Below are 17,155 nucleotides of genomic sequence, written 5' to 3' on the forward strand. Positions count from 1 at the left end.
GGGGTGGCCGCTGACTGGCGGGCAGGGCGAGGTGCCCGCCGGAGGGCGAAGGCGACCGACGGCCTACGGGCCGACTGGCCCACTGGCCTACCTACGGCGGTTCTCCAGGCGCCGTACGAACTTCAGGCCGGACCAGTCCTCCCCCAGCGCCGCCACCTTCACGTCGACCACGCCGAAGGGGAGGAGGAGGTCGCGCAGGGAGTTCTCGGTGATGTCGCTCGAGTGGCCGGCCGCGCGCCGGGGCCAGGCGATCCACAGCATGGCGTGGTCAGCGAGATCACCGACCAGTGCGGGTCCTTCGGCGACGAGTTCGCCGTACGACCGATAGAACGCGAGGGTGACGTCCGCGCCGCGCGGACCTCCCTCGGCGACCTCGCAGCCCTCGGGCAGGCCGGGGATGTCCCACGGGGCGGGCGCGTGCCGGAGCCGGACCCGGTGGCCGGACTTGATGCCGATCTTCTTGGCGAGTGGCGTACCGGATCCCGGTTCGGATCCGCCCATACGGAACCCACCACCTCTCTCCGCGCCACCAGGAACTGGGCGCCACCTCACTCCGAGCCACCAGGAACTGGGCGCCACCTCACTCCGCGCCGCCCGGCACTGGGCGCCGCCTCACTCCGCGCCGCCCGGTACCGGGCCGTCCAGATGCCATCTTCACTCACCGGCATCCGACTTGTCCTGTTCTACGGCGGCCCCGTCGCCCGCCCGCCGTCAGCTGCTGCCGAGACCCAACGGATTGAAGCGAGTCGCCGCCATCAGATACCAGGCGGTGGCTCCGACATGCCGGTACGGGTAGTAGCCGAACCCGAACCCGGTGTCGAGCGGACTGCTGGCCGACACGACGCCCGCCCGCTCGGGCAGCGCCCGTCCGCCGACGGTCTGAGCGCCCCCGAGCAGTTCCTGCGCCCGCTCGATGGAGCCGATCAGCCGTCGAGCGCGCGCCTCGTCGCCCCGTCCGCGCCGCTCGCGCAGGGCGAGCGCGAGGTGGGCGGTGCCCTCGAACCACACGCCGTTCCTGTCCGGCTTGGGCTGGGAGTCGGCGATCGGCGCATCCTCGTTCGCGACGAGGCTGGCGGAACTGAAAGTGACACCGTCGTACGACTGCCCCGACGGCACGGTGCTGTTGCGCCGCTCGGCGTGATCGAGAACGGCGAGCTCCCGGGCGGCCCAGTCCAACGACCGTGCGTGGGCACGGGAGTCGAGGGCGAGGTGGGTCCAGGTCTGCGTGTCCTCGGGAATCGGCGAGGTATTGATGGTCACCCCGTCGTTGGTCCCGGTGTAGAAGAACCCGCCGTCCGACTCCCACATCCTCAGGACGAACTCCCGGGCCCGGGCCCGCCGTTCCCACCAGACCCGATCCCCCGTGAGCCGGCCGAGCCGACCGAAGAGACAGACGAGGTCGGTGTTGTGCTCGGTGGAGGTGAAAGGCAGCTTCTGATTGGCGCCGTCGACCCCGAACTTGTACCCGCCGAGCGGTTCGTCGGTACGTCCGTTGCGCTCGATCCATTCCCCGATCCGCACGGCACCTTGCAGGAACGACCGCTCCCCCGTCCGCCCCGCGAGCGCACTGAGCGCGATCCCGGCCCACGCCATGTCCCCCACGGCGGTACCCGTGAACCCGAACTGCGTCCCCACATTGACGGTCCCGTCCGCCCGCACGAACCCGTCCGGCTGCCGCGAGCCGTCGTAGAAGGTGTACGGCCCGACGTTGTACCCCTGCCGAAGCCGACCGTCGTCATGCACCGGGTCGTGCGCCTGCGCATACAGCAGGGCGTCCCCGAGCGAAACGGCTCTCTCCCGCCCGCGCGGGGCACGGACGCCGAGCAGCGCGAGAATCGCGAGGGCGTTGTCGTAGGTGAAGGCGGTACTGAACAGCCCGGCCTGATCGGCGTAGCTCTGGGCGAGACGGATGGGGCCGTGGTCGGGGTAGGCATCGGTGGCGGCGGCGAGGAAGGCGACGGCGCGGCGGTGTGGGGAGGCAGACGTGGAGCCGGACACGGAGGCGGACACGGAATCGGAATCGGACACGGAGGCGGAGGCGGACGTGGAGCCGGAGGCATACGCCGGTCCCACCCCGCCTGCGGCAAGCACCGCGGCACCGATACCGGCGCCAATGAGCGTGCGACGGCTGAACGCCGGGTCGGGTGTGCCGGACATACCGTTCATGGGTCTCCCTTGCCACGGCTTGAGAGCGCTCTCAACAAGCACGGGGCCATTCTGCTGGTATGGGCGGGGCGGGTCAACGGGCTTGAGGTTCTGATCGGTTGAGCCTGCGCGGAGTTGATCGAGGGCCACCTCCGAAGCTCCGACGACGTCGGACCCCCGGAGCGGAACGGGCTATGTCAGGTCGATGAGCAGCAGAACTCTTCCGGGGTCTCCTTCGAAGCCGTACGAGTTGTTGCCCGCGCCCCGCACGAACTGAGACCGCAACTGAGGCCCCCGACACCCGCCCGGCCCGCTCCCACCGACGTCGCCGCATCGACTGAACAAGAAAACCCCGGGTCAGCGACTATCTGACCTGGGGTTTGATGGAGCCGCCTTCGGGATTCGAACCCGAGACCTACGCATTACGAGGGCGGTAGAGATCGTGACGAGCCATGCCCCGCGATCGCATCAGATCCAGTTTTCGCAGATCAGAGCACTGACCACGGTCCCGCTGCTCGTACGTCGTGTTGCACCGTCCACAGGCGTCCGCGCTCCCCGCCCCTTTGGCATCGCGATGAACCGGCCTACAAGGTCGGTGGCGCCATCATGATCGCACGGCTTGTCGAGATCTCACATACGAGACCGACCGCCATCATCCGTGGTCATCCCACCCACACGCCTGACGCCGACGAGCACAGCGGCACCCACAGCAACAACAGCAGGTCGACGAAGGGCGGCTTCCTTCCGCCTCGGGCGTGACAGCCGTCGGCTCGTCGACACCCGCGGGCTCCCGTACGTCGATGTGGAGCAGTTTGAGGAGATCGGTGGTGACGATCCGGTAGGCGTTGCCCAGCCGCAGGACCGTGCACGGATACCGGCCGCGCTGTGAGAGGTCATACCCCGTCGTCCGGCCGAGGGACAGCGCACGGTTCGCCGTCTCCAGGTCCACGGCCGCAGGAAGCGCGAGCAGCTCCTCGCACGTCAGCCCACGGGTCGCATCGTCGCGCTCTGTGATCACGGAGGATCTGTACCCCGCGAGCCGATCCGCCACCTACCTCCGACCAAGCCGCACCTCGCAGAATCACCTCACCCAATAACAAGAGTTTTGTTAATGTGGCTCCATGGCCACCATCCCAGACCCCGCTCCCGGCGAAGGTCCCGTTCGCCCGGTCTCCGTCTCCCTCCACGAAGGCACCATCGCGGCCCTCAAGGCGCGTACCGGTAAGCGGGGCATGTCCGCCTACGTCGAAGCCCTCATCCAGCGACAGCTGGAGCGCGACCGGCTGCGCGAACTGATCGAGGACGCCGAAGCCGAACACGGCCCCGTCGACCAGGCCGCGGTCGAGGCCAAGCGGGCCGTCCTGCGCGGTGACGCAGCCGGCTCGGCGGATGCCGCGTGAGCGGTACCCTCGTCCTCGACTGCGAGGGCCTGTCCAATCTCGTACGACGCGCCCCCGAACTCACGGAATGGCTAGCCGCCGCCGAAGCCGAAGACGTCCGCGTCATCACCAGCTCCGTCACCCTCGTCGAAGCCCGCGACCCCAAGACCAATCAGGCCCGCTTCGACTACGCCGTCTCCCGCGTCAACATCATCCCGCCCACCGAAGCCATCGCCCGCCACGCCAGCAAACTCCTCGTTGCAGCCGGACTCCACGGCCACAAGTACGCCATCGACGCGATCGTGGCCGCTACCGCGATGGCCTCCCCCTCTCCCGTGACCGTCCTGACCTCGGACCCCGAGGACCTCTTGATGCTGTGCGGCCCCGGCGTCCGCGTGATCAAGATCTGACGCAGTGCGATTCCGGGCCAGCCGCGAGGTTCAACTCCCTGCTGATCGACGCAGTTCTCTCCTCTCATCTCGGCGCCCGCTGTCGGTGCACTGAAGTACGCTGTCTTTCCGCACGGTCCGGACCGCCGGCAGCACCGGGGGCACCAGCCGCGGCTCACACTCTTCCCCGTCCGGGAGTGCGCCAGTACCGCGCTCACCAGCGGTGATCTCCTCCTTCGCATGCGCTCCCGCAAGGCTGCGCACCCAACGCGTCCCCGGAGTCTCCCGCATGGCCACTGAGCCCGAACTCACACCCCTCTTCGACTTCCTGTGCGAGCACAGCACCAGCAAGAGCCGCGTGATGGCCTTGATCGGTCCCTACCACGGCTCTCGATCCCTCACCGGAGTGTTGACCTGCAAGGACAAGAACCACGCATACCAAGCGGTCCAGCTACTGCGCCGCGCGCTGGCCTCCCGCGACACCGCCGCCGTCGAGGAAGACCTGCATGCCCTGACCTCGGCACTGCCCGAAGCCCCCGCCAGTTCCTTGCGCACGGCCACGGCCCACGCGGCCTCAGGAACCTGGCCCACCCCCGCAGGCACAACGTTCTTCCCGCCTGACGAAAATCTTGGGGAGGACGAGGAGACGCATGGCGACGAGAACGCCACCTCGCCCGAGTCAGAAACGCCTGATGGGGCACGTCTGAAGGACCTGCGGGGCAAGGTCGTACGCATCGCCCATCTACGCGAGTTCCACATCACTGACGAGGATGCACTCATACGGGCGGCCATGGATGAGGGCTGGGAGCCGTTGCCTGCATCCGAGTTGGACGAGGACGATCCGCGTGACCTGATCGGCGCCGTGATGACGCTCACCGAGAGCGGTGGCTGGATCACCGGGGCGGACGCCCTGGAAGACCAGAGCGAGGCAAGACTGCTGCGCGTCGAAGACGGCGATGAGCTCACCGACTGGAGCCCCGTCCCGGTGACAACCCATTTCCACCACGGCTGGCGACTGCATCGGCTGGCCTCCAACACACCGATCGAAGAGGAGCAGCAGCCCGACTTGGTCGCGCTGTTCCCCGTCAAGGAGTGTTCGTGCGAAGACGAGGAGTGCGAGGACTGCAGCTGGCAGTTGACCCCTCGCACCGCCGATCTGCTCCTGACATCACTGAGCGTCCTGGCCGACCAGGCCTACGACGATGCCGACGAGCTGCGCGACCAGCCCGTGACCAAGCAACGCCCAGGCAACTGGGAGTTGTTCACCCGCCTGCCCTCTCTCACTTGGTCCGCCGACCGGAGCTGGCGCCGACGAATGGCGCGAGCCTTCGACGACCTATCCGATGAACTGGAGCACGGCCGGTGGCCCCAACCCTCGTGCACGGCCGAGGAGATGGCCCTGCACTTGGCGATCGAGGATGCGCCCAGCCACCTGGACGCCATCGACACGAGCGATACCGCACACACTCACTTGCCCGAGTACCGCGACGACTACGACTGGGACGCCTGCTCCGATCTGTTCTTCCAGGACCATGATGTACTCATGCTGTTCGACGCACGCCTCGACGGCATCGAGGACCCGGACGGCGACGTGAACCAGCACCTGGGCATGGGCGACCTGCGCGCGGCAGCGTGGTTCGAGTCGTTCGGTTACCCGCCCGCCCGGGACCCCAAGCGCGGTTTCCGACGCTGACCAACGCTCTCGTGGCGGCTGTGCCGACGACTGGCTGAGCAGGGCCACGAGAGCGGAAGAAGTCGGAAGTTCCGGCAGACGGCGCTCGCGTCGCCGGCTCTTCACACGCCAAACAGGGATTGGGTCGCGTGGGAGAGTGGCACGGTCAGGAACCGAGGCAACTGCCCTCTTCCCTTCTTCGCGTCGATACCACGACGGACGTGACCCAATGGGGTTCGCTCCTTTTTCGCACGTGCACTTTGGCCTTCAGCCTCACACTCCCATGCCGCGTCCACGAACGTATTCCGCGGACCCGCCACAGTTTCGGGCCGTGCGCACTCTGCTGACCGCGTATCGGCCGAAGAAGCCCGTGTACCAGGCGGCTGCCGTGCTGTCCGCCTCGTTCGCCACCGCGTAACCGGCACCGCCCCTACAGGTCCGCCCCGGGGTGGCCTCAGAGGTCTATCCGAGTTGGCTGACCTCCCGAAGAAGCGCACTGTACGCGCCCATTGCCGACAGGCAGAGCCCTTCAGGGCGAAACCGGCCCGGATGGGGAGGGTCCGCCGCGCCCCCGTCCATCAGCGCGACTACGCCGACAAACAAAGGACTCCAACTCCGAGAAGGAGCACATGCCATGGCCATCACGTCTTTCCATCGCAGCGGTGCCACCACGAACCTCACCACCTTCCCCTCCCAGCTCGCCAACGGCTCACGAAGAGACCGCGACTCCCGTCGGCGCAGCGCAACCGAGTGCGTCAGCGGCAGCGTGGCCGACGGTGCGCACCAGCACGCGGATGACGACGCTCAGTACCTCCCCGAGCTGGTCCGCGAGTGCGAGCGCCTGGGCTTCGACCTGCAACTGACCAACGATCCGGCCGTGGACGTGCCCGAGATCAAGGTCATCAACGACCGCCGCACCGTCATCGCGCGGTCCGATGAAATCGGCGTGGCCCGCGACGATGTCCGCGCGATCGGCCGCTGCATCGAGTGCGACAGCGAACTCGACGACACCGCAGTCCTGTACTTCCCCGCCGATGCCCTCCTCAGTTTCCAGCCCTGCAAGGACATGACCGGCGCGGACATCAGGATGTGCCGCCCGTGCGTGGAGGCGTCCTGTCTCCCGCTCACCGCGGCCCAGCGCGGTCCCGAGTGGATGCTGCGCTATGGCTGCACCCCGTGGTGTATCAACGACCACGCCGAGCCGGTCGCCGCCGAGTGGCACAGCGCCCTCCCGATTGAGACCGAGCTACGGGACGCTGCCATCGACTCCGGCGGGTGCAGCGCCAACGGTGACACCCTGCCGTGGCTCACTGCTCAGGTCGTCGTCACCAATGACAAGCCCCACGCTTACGGCCGCCGCACGCGGGTGTGGCTGGGCTATGGCGTCCACACGGGCGAGTTGCCTCCTGCCGAGGCTCGCGAGGCCTTGGAGGCGATGCGCAGCTTCGTCTGCCGGTTGGAGCATGTGGTCAAGCAAGCGGAGGAGATCGCGCGGGACGACTTCGACGGCGACCCCGACATCGCACGTCTCGACCTAGAGGCGGAGGACCGCCGGATCCGGGCAATCACGACTGCACGAAACGGGGCAGCGTAGCTCCCCCGGCCAGACGGCCCCGAAGACGACGACGCTACCGCCGGTACGGGGCCTGGATCCGGGTTCAGAGATCGCCGCCATGAAACGCCGGCCGCAGCCACCGGCACGCCGTCCGTCACAACACTTCGGCATCACAATTACCCGCCCATCAGAAAACCCCAGGTCAGGGTCCTGGGCTACGGAATTCCAATGCGCACCCCTTGCGCTCCCCTCCACCGAGGGCCACCCCACGAACTGACCAACCATCAGGAGGACAGCACAAAAGACCAGGTCAGAGCGGGTCTGACCTGGTCTTGAATGGAGCCGCCTTCGGGATTCGAACCCGAGACCTACGCATTACGAGCGCCAGATGAGTCCTGCCGGATAGTTCCACGGGGTGCCGCCGTATGGCGATAACCGCAGCTCAAGCCGTGCGGCGGTGCCTTCCCGTGCCGACTCGTGACATCCGGTACAGAGCAGTTCGGGCACGCAATGGGCACGCATTGGGCACGCAATGGGCACTCAGAAACTGGTCCCTGACCTGCACAAACGTCGCCTGCTCGAACCACACGCTACACCGGCCCACCGACACACAGAAGGGGCCGCACGGTTCGCACCGTGCGGCCCCTTCTGCCGTCTTAGCCCTGCCGCGCCTTGCCGGGGTCGCTCTTGGGCCGCGGCTCGCTAGCTCGGTCCCGGCCGCCCTCGACGGGGGGAAGGGCGTTCAGGACGAGCTCAAGGGCGATCGCGCCGGTATCAGTGATGTGCCGGTCGTCGATCAAGATGTGTCGATCTGCTTCGTCAGCAGCGCCGGCGGCCGGCGCTTTGTCGTCGAGTCGGGTACGGCGGACGCGGAACAAGATGCCCCCCCTTGTGGCATGGCGGAGCCCTTCACTCGAACATATGCCCGAGGCAAGAGCTCAACCAACATACCCGCACAAACACCGCAGGTCACGCGCTTACGGCGCAGAGTCACCGACGTCTGCGGACACGACTCGGATGTTCCCGAGCCCCAGAGTTTTTAGCTTCTCTTTAAGCAGGGGAAGATCGTCAGCCGTAGTGCCAGACTCGTAAGCCACGACAACGGTTGTAGTCGAGTTACTCGCGCGTAGCAGGTCGCCGACCTGTAGGCCGGTCCACTCCTCCGCCGCGGCGCGCTGCACCTCGACGAGCGGACGCCCTACGGCCGCAGCAACTGCGCCGATGAGCCACCGCTCGCGTTTGTACCCGTCGCCCTTGGCGATCTTGGGTAGTTGGTTGTGCGGGATGCGCTTGCCCGTCTCAGGGTCAACGGCGCGCGCGGAGACGCTCCGTAGAGGCTCCCCCGCGATCGCCGCCGCCACTAGGGCCGCAAAGGGACCGCCGGCGCTTGAGTCGGGGGCACGCCCGGCCGCCCCATCGGCCGTCGGCTCACCTATCGGGGTGTCGTTCTCCGACACGGTTTCTCATCTCCGTTCTTGTCGCAGAACGCGAACAGTCTCATCTAACCAGTGATCTTGCCCGGTTGCACACCTCGGAACTGCGTTGACGTCGGGTTTCTGCCATGTCTACGTTGTTCTTGTTCGTGAACACGAACGGACCTTAGCGCCGTTTCGGACATGCCAACAAGCATGTCTGTTCGCGTTCGGTGACAGATCAGAGGGGGATCTAGTGACAGTCAAGTTCATCGCCGGCCCGCCGCCGGCACGGCAGAAGAACGTCAAGCACGCGCTGATCGTCGAGCTGCTCAAGGCGCACCCGAACCAGTGGGCCGAGATCCAGCAGAAGGAAACGAGCGCCCGAGCGTCCTCGGCGGCGCAGGCGATCCGGTCCGCGCAGCTCGCGTCTTACGCGCCGGCTGGCTCGTTTCAGGCGATCGCCCGGACCGTGGTCGAGAACAACGTGCCCCGTTTCGTGGTCCTCGCTCGGTACGTCGGCCGCCCCGATCGCGCGGCGTGATCTGTGAGCACTGGGACGGCTCCGCCGGCGACTACTGCCGCGCGATCGGTACCCGCCGCTACATCGTCGGCAACCGCTGCCCCGCACACACGCCCGCCGCAGTCGCCGGCCGGCCCGAACCTCCGGGCTCGCCGATCCCCTTAAGGAGACGAACCATTGAGCCTCGCCGCGACGGATTGGGTCTGGTCCCAATCCGACAGCCGAGGCGCCGCTCGTCTGGTGCTGCTCGCGATCGCTGATCGGGCCGACGCCGACGGCGTCGCCTACGCCGGCACCGCCTCGCTCATCCGCCGCACCCGCGCCGCTCGGTCCACCGTCCGCGACGCCGTCGACACCCTGCTCGCCTCGGGCGAGCTCGGGATCGTCGAGGGCGAACTCGGCCCCGGCGGAGAAACGGTCTACCGCCTTCCCCTGCTCGACGAGAGGGGGACCGAGGACCGGCCCGGGCCGGATTCCAACCCGGGCCGGACATCGGCCCCGGGGGGACCGGCTACCGGCCCGGGGGAGGGCCGGACATCGGCCCCCGGGGGGCCGGCTACCGGCCCCCAGAACAAAAGAAGCTCTCTACAAGACGAACAGCAGCAGCCGCGCGCGACGAACACCGCGGCTGCGCTGATTCCCGAACTGCGTCCGCTCGACGCCGCTCTCGTCGCCGCCTCGATCGCCGTCCGGTGGTCGCTCGGCCTCGGCGAGCAGCGCGACGTCTACCGGCTCGTACAGGCGCACGGCGTCGAGGCCCTTGTCGACATCGCCGCCCGCCGCACCAACCCGGGCGAGGCACCGAAGAGTGCCCGCTACTGGCTCAAGGTCTGGAGCGACCTCGACCGGCCGGCGCCGAACACGCCGCCTCGGGCGCCCGCCTCGACCGCGAACTACGCCGACAACCTCGCCGCCGGCCTCGCCCTGCTCGCCCAAAAGGAGAGCCGCCCATGACGCCCGAACAGATCGCCGCCCTGCTCGCGTTCGCCGGAACGCTCGACAGCCGAGTGCGCCGCGCCCTCGCCGATCCGCAGCAGTCCGCCCGCACCATCTCGGAGTGGACCGCCGCCGTCGCCGATGTGCCCGCGACCATGCCCGAAACCGGATGGGACGCCGCCCGCGCCGCCCGCCGCTACTACGAGCAGCAGGGCGGGAACAAGAGCTCGCAGTTCCGGGCGATCGAGCCGCACGACCTGCTCGCCGCGTGGGGGCCCCATCGTGCCGAGCTCATGAACCGGCACACCGACCCTGTGCCGACCGCCGACCCGGACAACCCGCAGGCATGGCGAGAGGAACTGCTCGGCACCCGCGCCGCTGTCGCCCGCGGGCACGCCGCGCCGGCGCAGTACCGGGCCGAGATCAACGCAGCAGGGCAGAGACGTCTCGCCGCGCTCATGTCCGGAGTCGGCGCCGGCCCGCGTCGGTACATGCCGGCTCATGTCGCGGCCGAGCTGCGGCAGTTCCGGCCGGCCCGCGCCCACCGCGAGCAGCTCGTCGCCGAGGGTCTGCCCGACCCGCTCAGTGTCCGGTGCCCGCACTGCCTCGCCGCGATCGACGAGCAGTGCCGATCGAGTTTCCGCAACCGCGGGAAGGGCCGGCGACCGCTCACCGGTGCTCATCCCTCGCGCGTCGAGGCGCTGATCGCCGAGCACGGCAACGGAGAGGCCGACACCGAGCAGGTGCGCGTCGCTCGGATCATGTGCCAGCCGCCGGCCCCGCGCCGCGACGGTCGCGCCCGCCACACCAGCGGCGGGGGCGAGGCCCGATGATTCCGCTCGCCGCCCGGGCCGCGATCGCCGCCCATCTGACCGACGAACTCGACGTGCCCCCGCACCGCGCGACCGTGTTCGTCGCCTCGCTCGCCGACCGCCTCGCCATCGACGGATGGCACATGACTGCCGAGTTCGGCCGCGCGCTGGACGCCGGTGGCCACCTGCACCACGAACACCACCGCGCGCGACCGGTCGCGCCTCGCGCGCGGGAGACCCGCGGCGCTCGGCGCGCCCTCGATCGGCTGCTGCGCCGTGCCCGAACGAACGGAGAGACGACCCCGTGAGCGTTGCCCTGCTTGCCCTCGCCGTGACGCTCGCGCTCGCCCTCGGCGCCGCCCTCGCGTACGCGGTCCGGATCGACGACCGCCTCGACCGCGAGCTGCGCCGCCTCGGCCGCCGGCCGTGCCCGACCACCTGCACCACCTGCTCGACGACGCGCCGAGCCGAGAACGGAGAGAGCACACCATGACCACGAACACCCTCCCCCGCATCCGGTCTCGGCGCGGCCGGAGCGACGCCCGCGAGGCAGTCCGCCACGAGCGACGCACGGCGCTGCGAGTCCTGCTCGCCCGTGCCGACCGAGGGGTGCTCGGTCCCGAGGACACGGCGCGGCTGCGGCAGCTCGTCGAGGCCGAGATCGCCGACTGCGACAACTTCCGCCGCTCGGCCGGCGGGCAGCAGGCCGCGGCGCTGCGGCTGACACACCGAATCGCCGCCGCCGAACAGGCCATCGTCGAGGCCGAGGCCGAGCGCGACGAGTACGCCGCCGAGGTCGAGGCACTGCGCGCATCCACCGAGGGGGGACAGTGAGTTACACACAGGCTGTGCACGAGACTGTGCGCGCGCTGCGGACGATCCGCGGCCGGTGGGCCGAGCTGCTGCTCGCGATCGAGGAACCGCCGGCCGATCACTGGCCACCGCGGCAGCTCGCACACACCATGCGCGAGAGCGACGAGCAGCTCGTCGTCGAGGACCGGTCCCCGCTCGTGCTGCGCGAGCACCCCGCCCCGATCAACCTCGGCGCCCTCGACGCCGGCCGCGGCGTCGAGCGGCTCGTGTTCGACCTCGCCGACACCCTCGCCGCCGCCGTACAGCGCACCGAGCAGGGCGACCCCCGGGCATGGCTGTCCGCCGACCCGAGCGCACCCGACAGCCGGCGTGCCGCCGGATCGCGGGTGCACGGGCTGCACTGGGCGTGCGTGTGGATCGAGGGGCGCGTGCAGGATGAGGACACCGCCCCCGAGCGCGAGCTCGACGGCGCCCTCGCCCCGCCACCGTTCGAGGTGCTGCCGCTGCACCTGCTGCACGAAGCGCGGCGTACCGCGCGGATCGCCGAGGCCCGGGTGCTGCGCGCCCTCGGCCTCGACCAGCGCGACACCCCACTGCCCGAGCCGTGCCCGTGGTGCGAGGGCGAGCTCACCTTGCACAGTGCCCCCGACGGGCCGCCGGCCGTGACCTGCTCGGGTGGGCGCGCCTGCTCAGCCCCCGTGCCGCTCGACAGCAGGGAGCGGGCGCGGGTGTGGGAGTGGGACGACCTTCCCGAGCTGATCGCCGCGCTCGGGGTGGACCTCAGCGCCGTTGCGGCGGCCTAAACAGCGACCGGCGGCGACCCGAGGAAGATCGGGCCGACGCCGGTCATTGCTGCATTGCGTCACGCACTGTTGAAGTCCCCTTCGGCAGCGCGCTGAATCGTGATGGTGATGCCCTGGACCACCTTCGTGATGGGCGGGTCGAGCTCGGCACCGGTGTATGCCGCCCACCGCTCAAGCCACACCGTCAGCAGGGCTTTCGTGAACCACAGCAAGTACAGGACGGACCCACCGTCCGGCGGCGTCTCCCTGGCGCTCCGAAGGAGCCATGGCCGGCTGTGCGCGCCGCCCGACAACAGGTTGTAGGGGTCGTGATCGTCGTGGCCCAGGAACGCACGGGCCGCCTTGGCGATCCCCATGTCGCCACTCGTCTTGTGGCCGTCGAGGTCGGTCTCGATGAGTTGACCCCGCTTGTTCCTTCGGTGCGTGACCCCGGCTCCATCAAGCAGGGCGAGCAGTTCCTGTTCCGTCTGCTGCATGGCGGCGACGAGATCGGGGCGCTCGGTGTGGGATTCGGCGAACCGCAGGGCCGTATCGACGTCCGCCATCTGGATACCGGCGATCCGTGCGAGGAGCTCGCGCACGTCGACGTCGCGATCGGTGAGGTAGGCGAACATCCCGCCGGCTTCCATGGCTACCCGGGCGAGGGTCAGGTGCGAGAACGTCGGCTGCGGGTCGCGCATGAGGTCGGCAGGGAGCGCCCGAAGGTGATCAAGAGCACTGCACTGTGCGAGCTCGGCGGTCTCGTGCAGCAGCTCATAGAGACGCAGCCGTGCATCTCGCGTCGGCCCGCTTACGCCGTCCTTGATCGCGACTATGTCTTGCTCCTTGCCGCGGCCGTCGAGCCCGCGGCCGAGCAGCTTGTCGGCGTGGTCCAGAGCGAGGCTGATCGAGTGGGCCGCCCGTTCGAGGAGTCGGGGGGTGAGCTGTACATCCGATGCCTTGGGCGGCGGGGGCTGCGGAGGGAACGTCATGCGGAAACGGTACGGTCGCGCCACAGCCCGCGCCGCCCGTTTACGCAGCTCGTCACGCCCTGTCAGTCCTGTTGTCTACGCTCAACTCGACACGGATGACTGAGGGGTGCCAGTGAAGATCCAAGACTTGACGGATGCCGAGGCCGTGAAGGCGGCCCTTGCCGAGTTTGACGACCTCGGCGGGATCGCATTCCGGAAGCGGTACGACTTTGGCGCCTCGACCCGCTATTACGTCAGCCACGCCGGCCGGCTCTACGACGCAAAAGCTATCGCAGGTGTGGCCCACGGGCATCAACACCCAGACGCCGGCGCGCTCACGAACGATCAGTTCGACGGCGGAGAGGCAGCGACCAACAAGGTACTCCGCAGCCTGGGGTTCACGGTGCTGGATAGCCACTCTCAGACGGTGGAGCAGGAACGTGCTTGGCGACTCGCCGTGTGGGCGAACCTCATGGACCGTCGAGACGACAACGGACTGCTTACCGCCGATGCCGTTCGGGATGCCGGCGCATACGGCAACTTCCGAGGCATCTGGGCTGACCTGTCGCGCACGAAGAAGGTGCATCCCTACGGCGTGACCATGGGGCTCAAGCACACGGGCCAGCACTATCCCGATGACCTCAGCGAGACCGGAGTGCTCTACCACTACCCGGTAACAAAGGCCCGAGGGCGTGACCTCGCCGAGGTCAACGCCACAAAGGCCGCCGCGGAACTCAAGCTTCCCGTGTTCGTGATCGCCGAAGTGGGCGAGTACCGCACCGTTCAGCTTGCCTGGGTTGAAGGTTGGGAGGACGAGAGCAGCCTGTTCCTCGTCGAGTTCGGCGACAAGGCCCCCGAGCGCATCATCGACAGGGACCGCTCAGACGACGAGCCGTTCTCCCTGGAGGGCAACCGCAGCCGCAAGCGCACTTCCTCCGTGACCGTCCGCCCCGATCAGGCTCGGTTCAAGCTTGAAGTGTTCCGCCGCTATGGGCCTCGCTGCCCCCTCTCCGGCATCGCAGTTCCGCAGATGATAGAGGCTGCCCATCTACGCGGAGACGCTGACGGCGGAAGCTCCGACGCCCGCAACGGCCTACCGATGAACGCGGCCCTTCACCGAGCGTTCGATGCCCACCTCTTCGCGATTCACCCCGACACGTTCACCGTAGAAGTCCGCCCAGAGGGCCCGAGCCTCGATGAGCTCGGCATCATTCACCCACGACTTGACCTCCCCCGCCCGCCGCACACGGATGCGCTTGCATGGCGCTACAAGGAGTGGCTGAACCGCACCGGCCGCTCGGTGTGAAGCTGGCGAGCCCAAGAACACCCTTGCGCCGTTATCGGGCCGTGACCTAATGTTGGTGGCGCCTCCGGCGTGCCCGAAAGCTCTCTACCGTACGGGGGCGAGTCGCTCGACCCCTCCAGCCACGCGAAGCAGCGCATCCAGGTCCGACCGAGTTTGGTTGTACTTGTCTTCGCTGGAAGGGTCGTCGGCGAATTCGTGGAGACTGCCAGGCATGTTGAGCCCCAGTTCCGCGACTTCGTCGATCTCAGCCGCATGGACTGCCGACCACACCTCGGAATCGTTCGCGGGATGACACCGATCCCCCAGGGACACCATCGAGAGCTCTTCGGCCGCTCGGACATCCAACTCGCCGAAGAGCTGCACGAGACACTGACGGACACTCTTCCTGCGGCGCGGCGACATCTCCCACGCGCGGGCCACCATGTCGCAGAGACGACGCGACCTCGCCGCGTACGTCAGAAAAGCATCCGGATAGGTCTCGTGCAGCTCGTACCGGCGCCAGTGATACGACAAGTGAGCGCGCAACTCCACGACTTCCGCACGGAGTGCAAGTTGGGCCGCAGCACGAGCCTTGCCCAGCTCCTGACGACCGGCCACATGCGACGCTAGGACAAACCCGAGAACGCCAGCGACAAGGACCGGCAATCCTCTGGTAGTGAGTTCAGAAAGTACGGTCACCCGGCCAGTATGCGCAGCGGTCCGCATCCGCAAACCGCATCGGTCAAGGAGGTGAGCAGCTATGGCTCAACCGATCCAAGACCACGACCGCGAGGCAGTTCGCCGGCTGCACGCCGAGGGCAAGTCCCGTAATCAGATCGCCCGCGAGCTCGGCCGCGGAGCCGCCACCGTCTCTAAGATCGCCGCCGCCGAGGGGCTCGCGTTCTCGGGCGGGGCGCGGGTCGCCGCCGCGACCGAGGCGCGCACGGCGGACGCCGCCGCCCGCCGCGAGCAGCTCGCCGACGACGCCCTCGACGGCGCCCTCGCTCAGGTTGAGCGGGTCGGCGCCGCCGACTCTGCACGCGACGCCCGCGACTACGCAACCGCCGCCCGCGCGCTCACCGAAGTGCACGCCAAGGTCGCCGAGCTCGCCCGTAACACCAAGACCAGCAGCGCCGGCGGAATGCTCGACCGCCTCGCCGACGCCCTGCTCGGCCCGCAGGACGGTGCACCGGACGGGGGGTGATTGCCTCGGCGGGACACCTTTCCGACAAGCAACTGCGCTCGATCCGCGAGGCCACGGCCCGTATCAACTTGTGGCACGGGTCGGTGCGCTCCGGTAAGACGATCTCCAGCCTGTTGCGCTTCCTGCTCGCCGTACGGCGTGCACCCCCCTCGGGACTCATCCTGATTGTGGGACGGTCGCTCGCCACGATCGAGCGGAACGTGATCGAGCCGCTTCAAGACCCCGAGTTGTTCTCGGACACCGCGGCCGAGGTCCACCACACCCGCGGTGCAACAACGGCCGTGATCCTCGGCCGAGTTGTACACCTGATCGGCGCGAGTGACTCTCGGTCCGAGGGCCGGCTGCGAGGACTGACCGCTTCCGTCGCATACGCCGACGAGGTCACGTTGCTGCCGGAAGCGTTCTTCACTCAGCTACTCGCCCGACTGAGTGTCGCCCGCGCAATCCTGATCGGCACCACCAACCCCGACGGCCCTCGGCACTGGCTCAAAGCGAAGTACCTCGACCGGCAGCACGAGCTCGACCTCGCTTCCTGGCACTTCAAGCTCGCCGACAATCCCGCCCTGTCACCGGCCTACGTCAAGGCACTGTCCGCGGAGTACACCGGACTTTGGCGGCGCCGGATGATCCTCGGCGAGTGGGTCGTCGCCGAGGGCGCGATCTACGACATGTACGACGAGCAGCGGCACGTCGTCGACGAATTGCCCGAGATCCATCGCTATTGGGTCGGCGTGGACTACGGCACGAGCAACCCGTTCTCGGCGATCCTGCTCGGCCTCGGCACCGACGGCCGACTGTACGCGGTGAGCGAGTGGCGGCACGACGCCCGAGCCACACGCCGGCAGATGACCGACGCGCAGTACAGCCGCGCCGTCCGTAAATGGATCTCCGAGCAGGGCGTGCGGCCCGAGTGGACGTTCATCGACCCGAGCGCGGCGAGCTACTCCACGCAGCTATGGGCCGACGGGTACCCGAACGTCGCCCGTGCCAATAACAGCGTGCTCGACGGCATCCGCAGCGTGGCGAACGCCCTCGACGCCGGCGCGCTCCTGGTGCACCGCTCGTGCGAGGGACTGCTCGCCGAATTCCCCACGTACGTATGGGACGACGCCGCCGCGGCCCGCGGCGAGGACCGCCCCGTCAAACAGGACGATCACTCGCTCGACGCGCTGCGCTACGCGGTGCACAGCACCGTGCACGAGTGGCGCGGACTGCTGACGATCGCCGCCTGATCACTCCCCCACCACCCCGCCCGGGGCGCCTCACCGCGCCCCGGG

General features: G+C 68.6%; 20 protein-coding genes and 1 pseudogene. 14 read left to right on the forward strand and 7 right to left on the reverse strand.

All coding sequences use genetic code 11. The features are described 5' to 3' along the window. Positions 1-87: 87 nt before the first annotated feature. The 3 genes and pseudogenes from ACFPQ9_RS10635 to ACFPQ9_RS10645 all read right to left on the reverse strand — a co-directional run. Positions 88-501 carry a DUF3052 domain-containing protein gene (locus ACFPQ9_RS10635; RefSeq protein ID WP_380850324.1) on the reverse strand — a complete coding sequence of 138 codons (414 nt, stop codon included), beginning with the start codon at positions 499-501 and terminating at the stop codon, positions 88-90. A 210-nt stretch (positions 502-711) separates the two neighbouring features. Further along, positions 712-2,166: a YyaL domain-containing protein gene (locus tag ACFPQ9_RS10640; RefSeq protein WP_380850327.1), complete on the reverse strand. Its 1,455-nt coding sequence runs from the start codon at positions 2,164-2,166 to the stop codon at positions 712-714. Positions 2,167-2,950: 784 nt separating this feature from the next. Continuing rightward, a pseudogene (locus tag ACFPQ9_RS10645) lies at positions 2,951-3,163 on the reverse strand (hypothetical protein); the annotation flags it as partial. Between the two features lie 103 nt (positions 3,164-3,266). On the opposite strand from ACFPQ9_RS10645, the gene ACFPQ9_RS10650 reads away from it, so the two are divergent. The 4 genes from ACFPQ9_RS10650 (at position 3,267) to ACFPQ9_RS10665 (ending at position 7,179) form a co-directional block, all read left to right on the forward strand. Continuing rightward, entirely contained in the window at positions 3,267-3,545 is a 279-nt protein-coding gene (locus ACFPQ9_RS10650; RefSeq protein ID WP_260827028.1) for a hypothetical protein, read from the forward strand. Next, on the forward strand, positions 3,542-3,934 hold the full coding sequence (locus tag ACFPQ9_RS10655; RefSeq protein WP_380850330.1) for a type II toxin-antitoxin system VapC family toxin: 393 nt from the start codon (positions 3,542-3,544) through the stop codon (positions 3,932-3,934). Before ACFPQ9_RS10650 ends, ACFPQ9_RS10655 begins: the two co-directional genes overlap by 4 nt. 268 nt (positions 3,935-4,202) lie before the next feature. After that, entirely contained in the window at positions 4,203-5,606 is a 1,404-nt protein-coding gene (locus ACFPQ9_RS10660) for a hypothetical protein (RefSeq protein ID WP_380850333.1), read from the forward strand. Positions 5,607-6,219: 613 nt separating this feature from the next. After that, positions 6,220-7,179 carry a hypothetical protein gene (locus ACFPQ9_RS10665; RefSeq protein ID WP_380850336.1) on the forward strand — a complete coding sequence of 320 codons (960 nt, stop codon included), beginning with the start codon at positions 6,220-6,222 and terminating at the stop codon, positions 7,177-7,179. 617 nt (positions 7,180-7,796) lie between these two features. On the opposite strand, the gene ACFPQ9_RS10670 is transcribed toward ACFPQ9_RS10665, so the two are convergent. After that, positions 7,797-8,018 (reverse strand): hypothetical protein, encoded by a 222-nt coding sequence (locus tag ACFPQ9_RS10670; RefSeq protein WP_380850339.1) that lies wholly within the window; start codon positions 8,016-8,018, stop codon positions 7,797-7,799. A gap of 99 nt (positions 8,019-8,117) precedes the next feature. Continuing rightward, positions 8,118-8,597 (reverse strand): hypothetical protein, encoded by a 480-nt coding sequence (locus ACFPQ9_RS10675; RefSeq protein ID WP_380850342.1) that lies wholly within the window; start codon positions 8,595-8,597, stop codon positions 8,118-8,120. Positions 8,598-8,808: 211 nt separating this feature from the next. On the opposite strand from ACFPQ9_RS10675, the gene ACFPQ9_RS10680 reads away from it, so the two are divergent. From ACFPQ9_RS10680 to ACFPQ9_RS10710, 7 genes are all read left to right on the forward strand, one after another. Next, positions 8,809-9,096 (forward strand): hypothetical protein, encoded by a 288-nt coding sequence (locus ACFPQ9_RS10680; protein ID WP_380850345.1) that lies wholly within the window; start codon positions 8,809-8,811, stop codon positions 9,094-9,096. 219 nt (positions 9,097-9,315) lie between these two features. Next, on the forward strand, positions 9,316-10,029 hold the full coding sequence (locus ACFPQ9_RS10685) for a hypothetical protein (protein WP_380850348.1): 714 nt from the start codon (positions 9,316-9,318) through the stop codon (positions 10,027-10,029). Beyond that, on the forward strand, positions 10,026-10,844 hold the full coding sequence (locus ACFPQ9_RS10690) for a zinc finger domain-containing protein (RefSeq protein WP_380850351.1): 819 nt from the start codon (positions 10,026-10,028) through the stop codon (positions 10,842-10,844). The genes ACFPQ9_RS10685 and ACFPQ9_RS10690 overlap by 4 nt, the downstream gene beginning before the upstream one ends. Then, positions 10,841-11,131 carry a hypothetical protein gene (locus ACFPQ9_RS10695; protein WP_380850354.1) on the forward strand — a complete coding sequence of 97 codons (291 nt, stop codon included), beginning with the start codon at positions 10,841-10,843 and terminating at the stop codon, positions 11,129-11,131. The genes ACFPQ9_RS10690 and ACFPQ9_RS10695 overlap by 4 nt, the downstream gene beginning before the upstream one ends. After that, the gene (locus ACFPQ9_RS10700) at positions 11,128-11,316 is read left to right on the forward strand and encodes a hypothetical protein (protein WP_380850356.1); all 189 of its coding nucleotides are present in this window, start codon (positions 11,128-11,130) and stop codon (positions 11,314-11,316) included. The genes ACFPQ9_RS10695 and ACFPQ9_RS10700 overlap by 4 nt, the downstream gene beginning before the upstream one ends. Further along, positions 11,313-11,657, forward strand: a complete 345-nt coding sequence (locus tag ACFPQ9_RS10705) for a hypothetical protein (protein WP_380850359.1) — start codon at positions 11,313-11,315, stop codon at positions 11,655-11,657. Before ACFPQ9_RS10700 ends, ACFPQ9_RS10705 begins: the two co-directional genes overlap by 4 nt. A gap of 14 nt (positions 11,658-11,671) precedes the next feature. Next, positions 11,672-12,439, forward strand: a complete 768-nt coding sequence (locus ACFPQ9_RS10710) for a hypothetical protein (protein ID WP_380850362.1) — start codon at positions 11,672-11,674, stop codon at positions 12,437-12,439. A gap of 59 nt (positions 12,440-12,498) precedes the next feature. Here the strand turns inward: ACFPQ9_RS10710 and ACFPQ9_RS10715 are convergent, their stop codons facing one another. Further along, positions 12,499-13,434: a hypothetical protein gene (locus ACFPQ9_RS10715; RefSeq protein WP_380850365.1), complete on the reverse strand. Its 936-nt coding sequence runs from the start codon at positions 13,432-13,434 to the stop codon at positions 12,499-12,501. A gap of 88 nt (positions 13,435-13,522) precedes the next feature. Between ACFPQ9_RS10715 and ACFPQ9_RS10720 the strand changes: the two genes are divergently transcribed. Beyond that, positions 13,523-14,695, forward strand: a complete 1,173-nt coding sequence (locus ACFPQ9_RS10720; protein WP_380850368.1) for an HNH endonuclease — start codon at positions 13,523-13,525, stop codon at positions 14,693-14,695. 84 nt (positions 14,696-14,779) lie between these two features. Here ACFPQ9_RS10720 and ACFPQ9_RS10725 read toward each other — a convergent pair whose 3' ends face one another. Beyond that, entirely contained in the window at positions 14,780-15,373 is a 594-nt protein-coding gene (locus tag ACFPQ9_RS10725) for a hypothetical protein (RefSeq protein ID WP_380850371.1), read from the reverse strand. Between the two features lie 61 nt (positions 15,374-15,434). On the opposite strand from ACFPQ9_RS10725, the gene ACFPQ9_RS10730 reads away from it, so the two are divergent. Together ACFPQ9_RS10730 and ACFPQ9_RS10735 are read left to right on the forward strand one after the other, a co-directional pair. Next, positions 15,435-15,878 (forward strand): helix-turn-helix domain-containing protein, encoded by a 444-nt coding sequence (locus tag ACFPQ9_RS10730; RefSeq protein ID WP_380850374.1) that lies wholly within the window; start codon positions 15,435-15,437, stop codon positions 15,876-15,878. Further along, the gene (locus ACFPQ9_RS10735; RefSeq protein ID WP_380851015.1) at positions 15,878-17,110 is read left to right on the forward strand and encodes a PBSX family phage terminase large subunit; all 1,233 of its coding nucleotides are present in this window, start codon (positions 15,878-15,880) and stop codon (positions 17,108-17,110) included. The genes ACFPQ9_RS10730 and ACFPQ9_RS10735 overlap by 1 nt, the downstream gene beginning before the upstream one ends. The last annotated feature ends 45 nt before the right edge of the window (positions 17,111-17,155 follow it).

The sequence above is a fragment of the Streptomyces coerulescens genome (assembly GCF_042657965.1).
GTDB lineage: Bacteria > Actinomycetota > Actinomycetes > Streptomycetales > Streptomycetaceae > Streptomyces > Streptomyces coerulescens.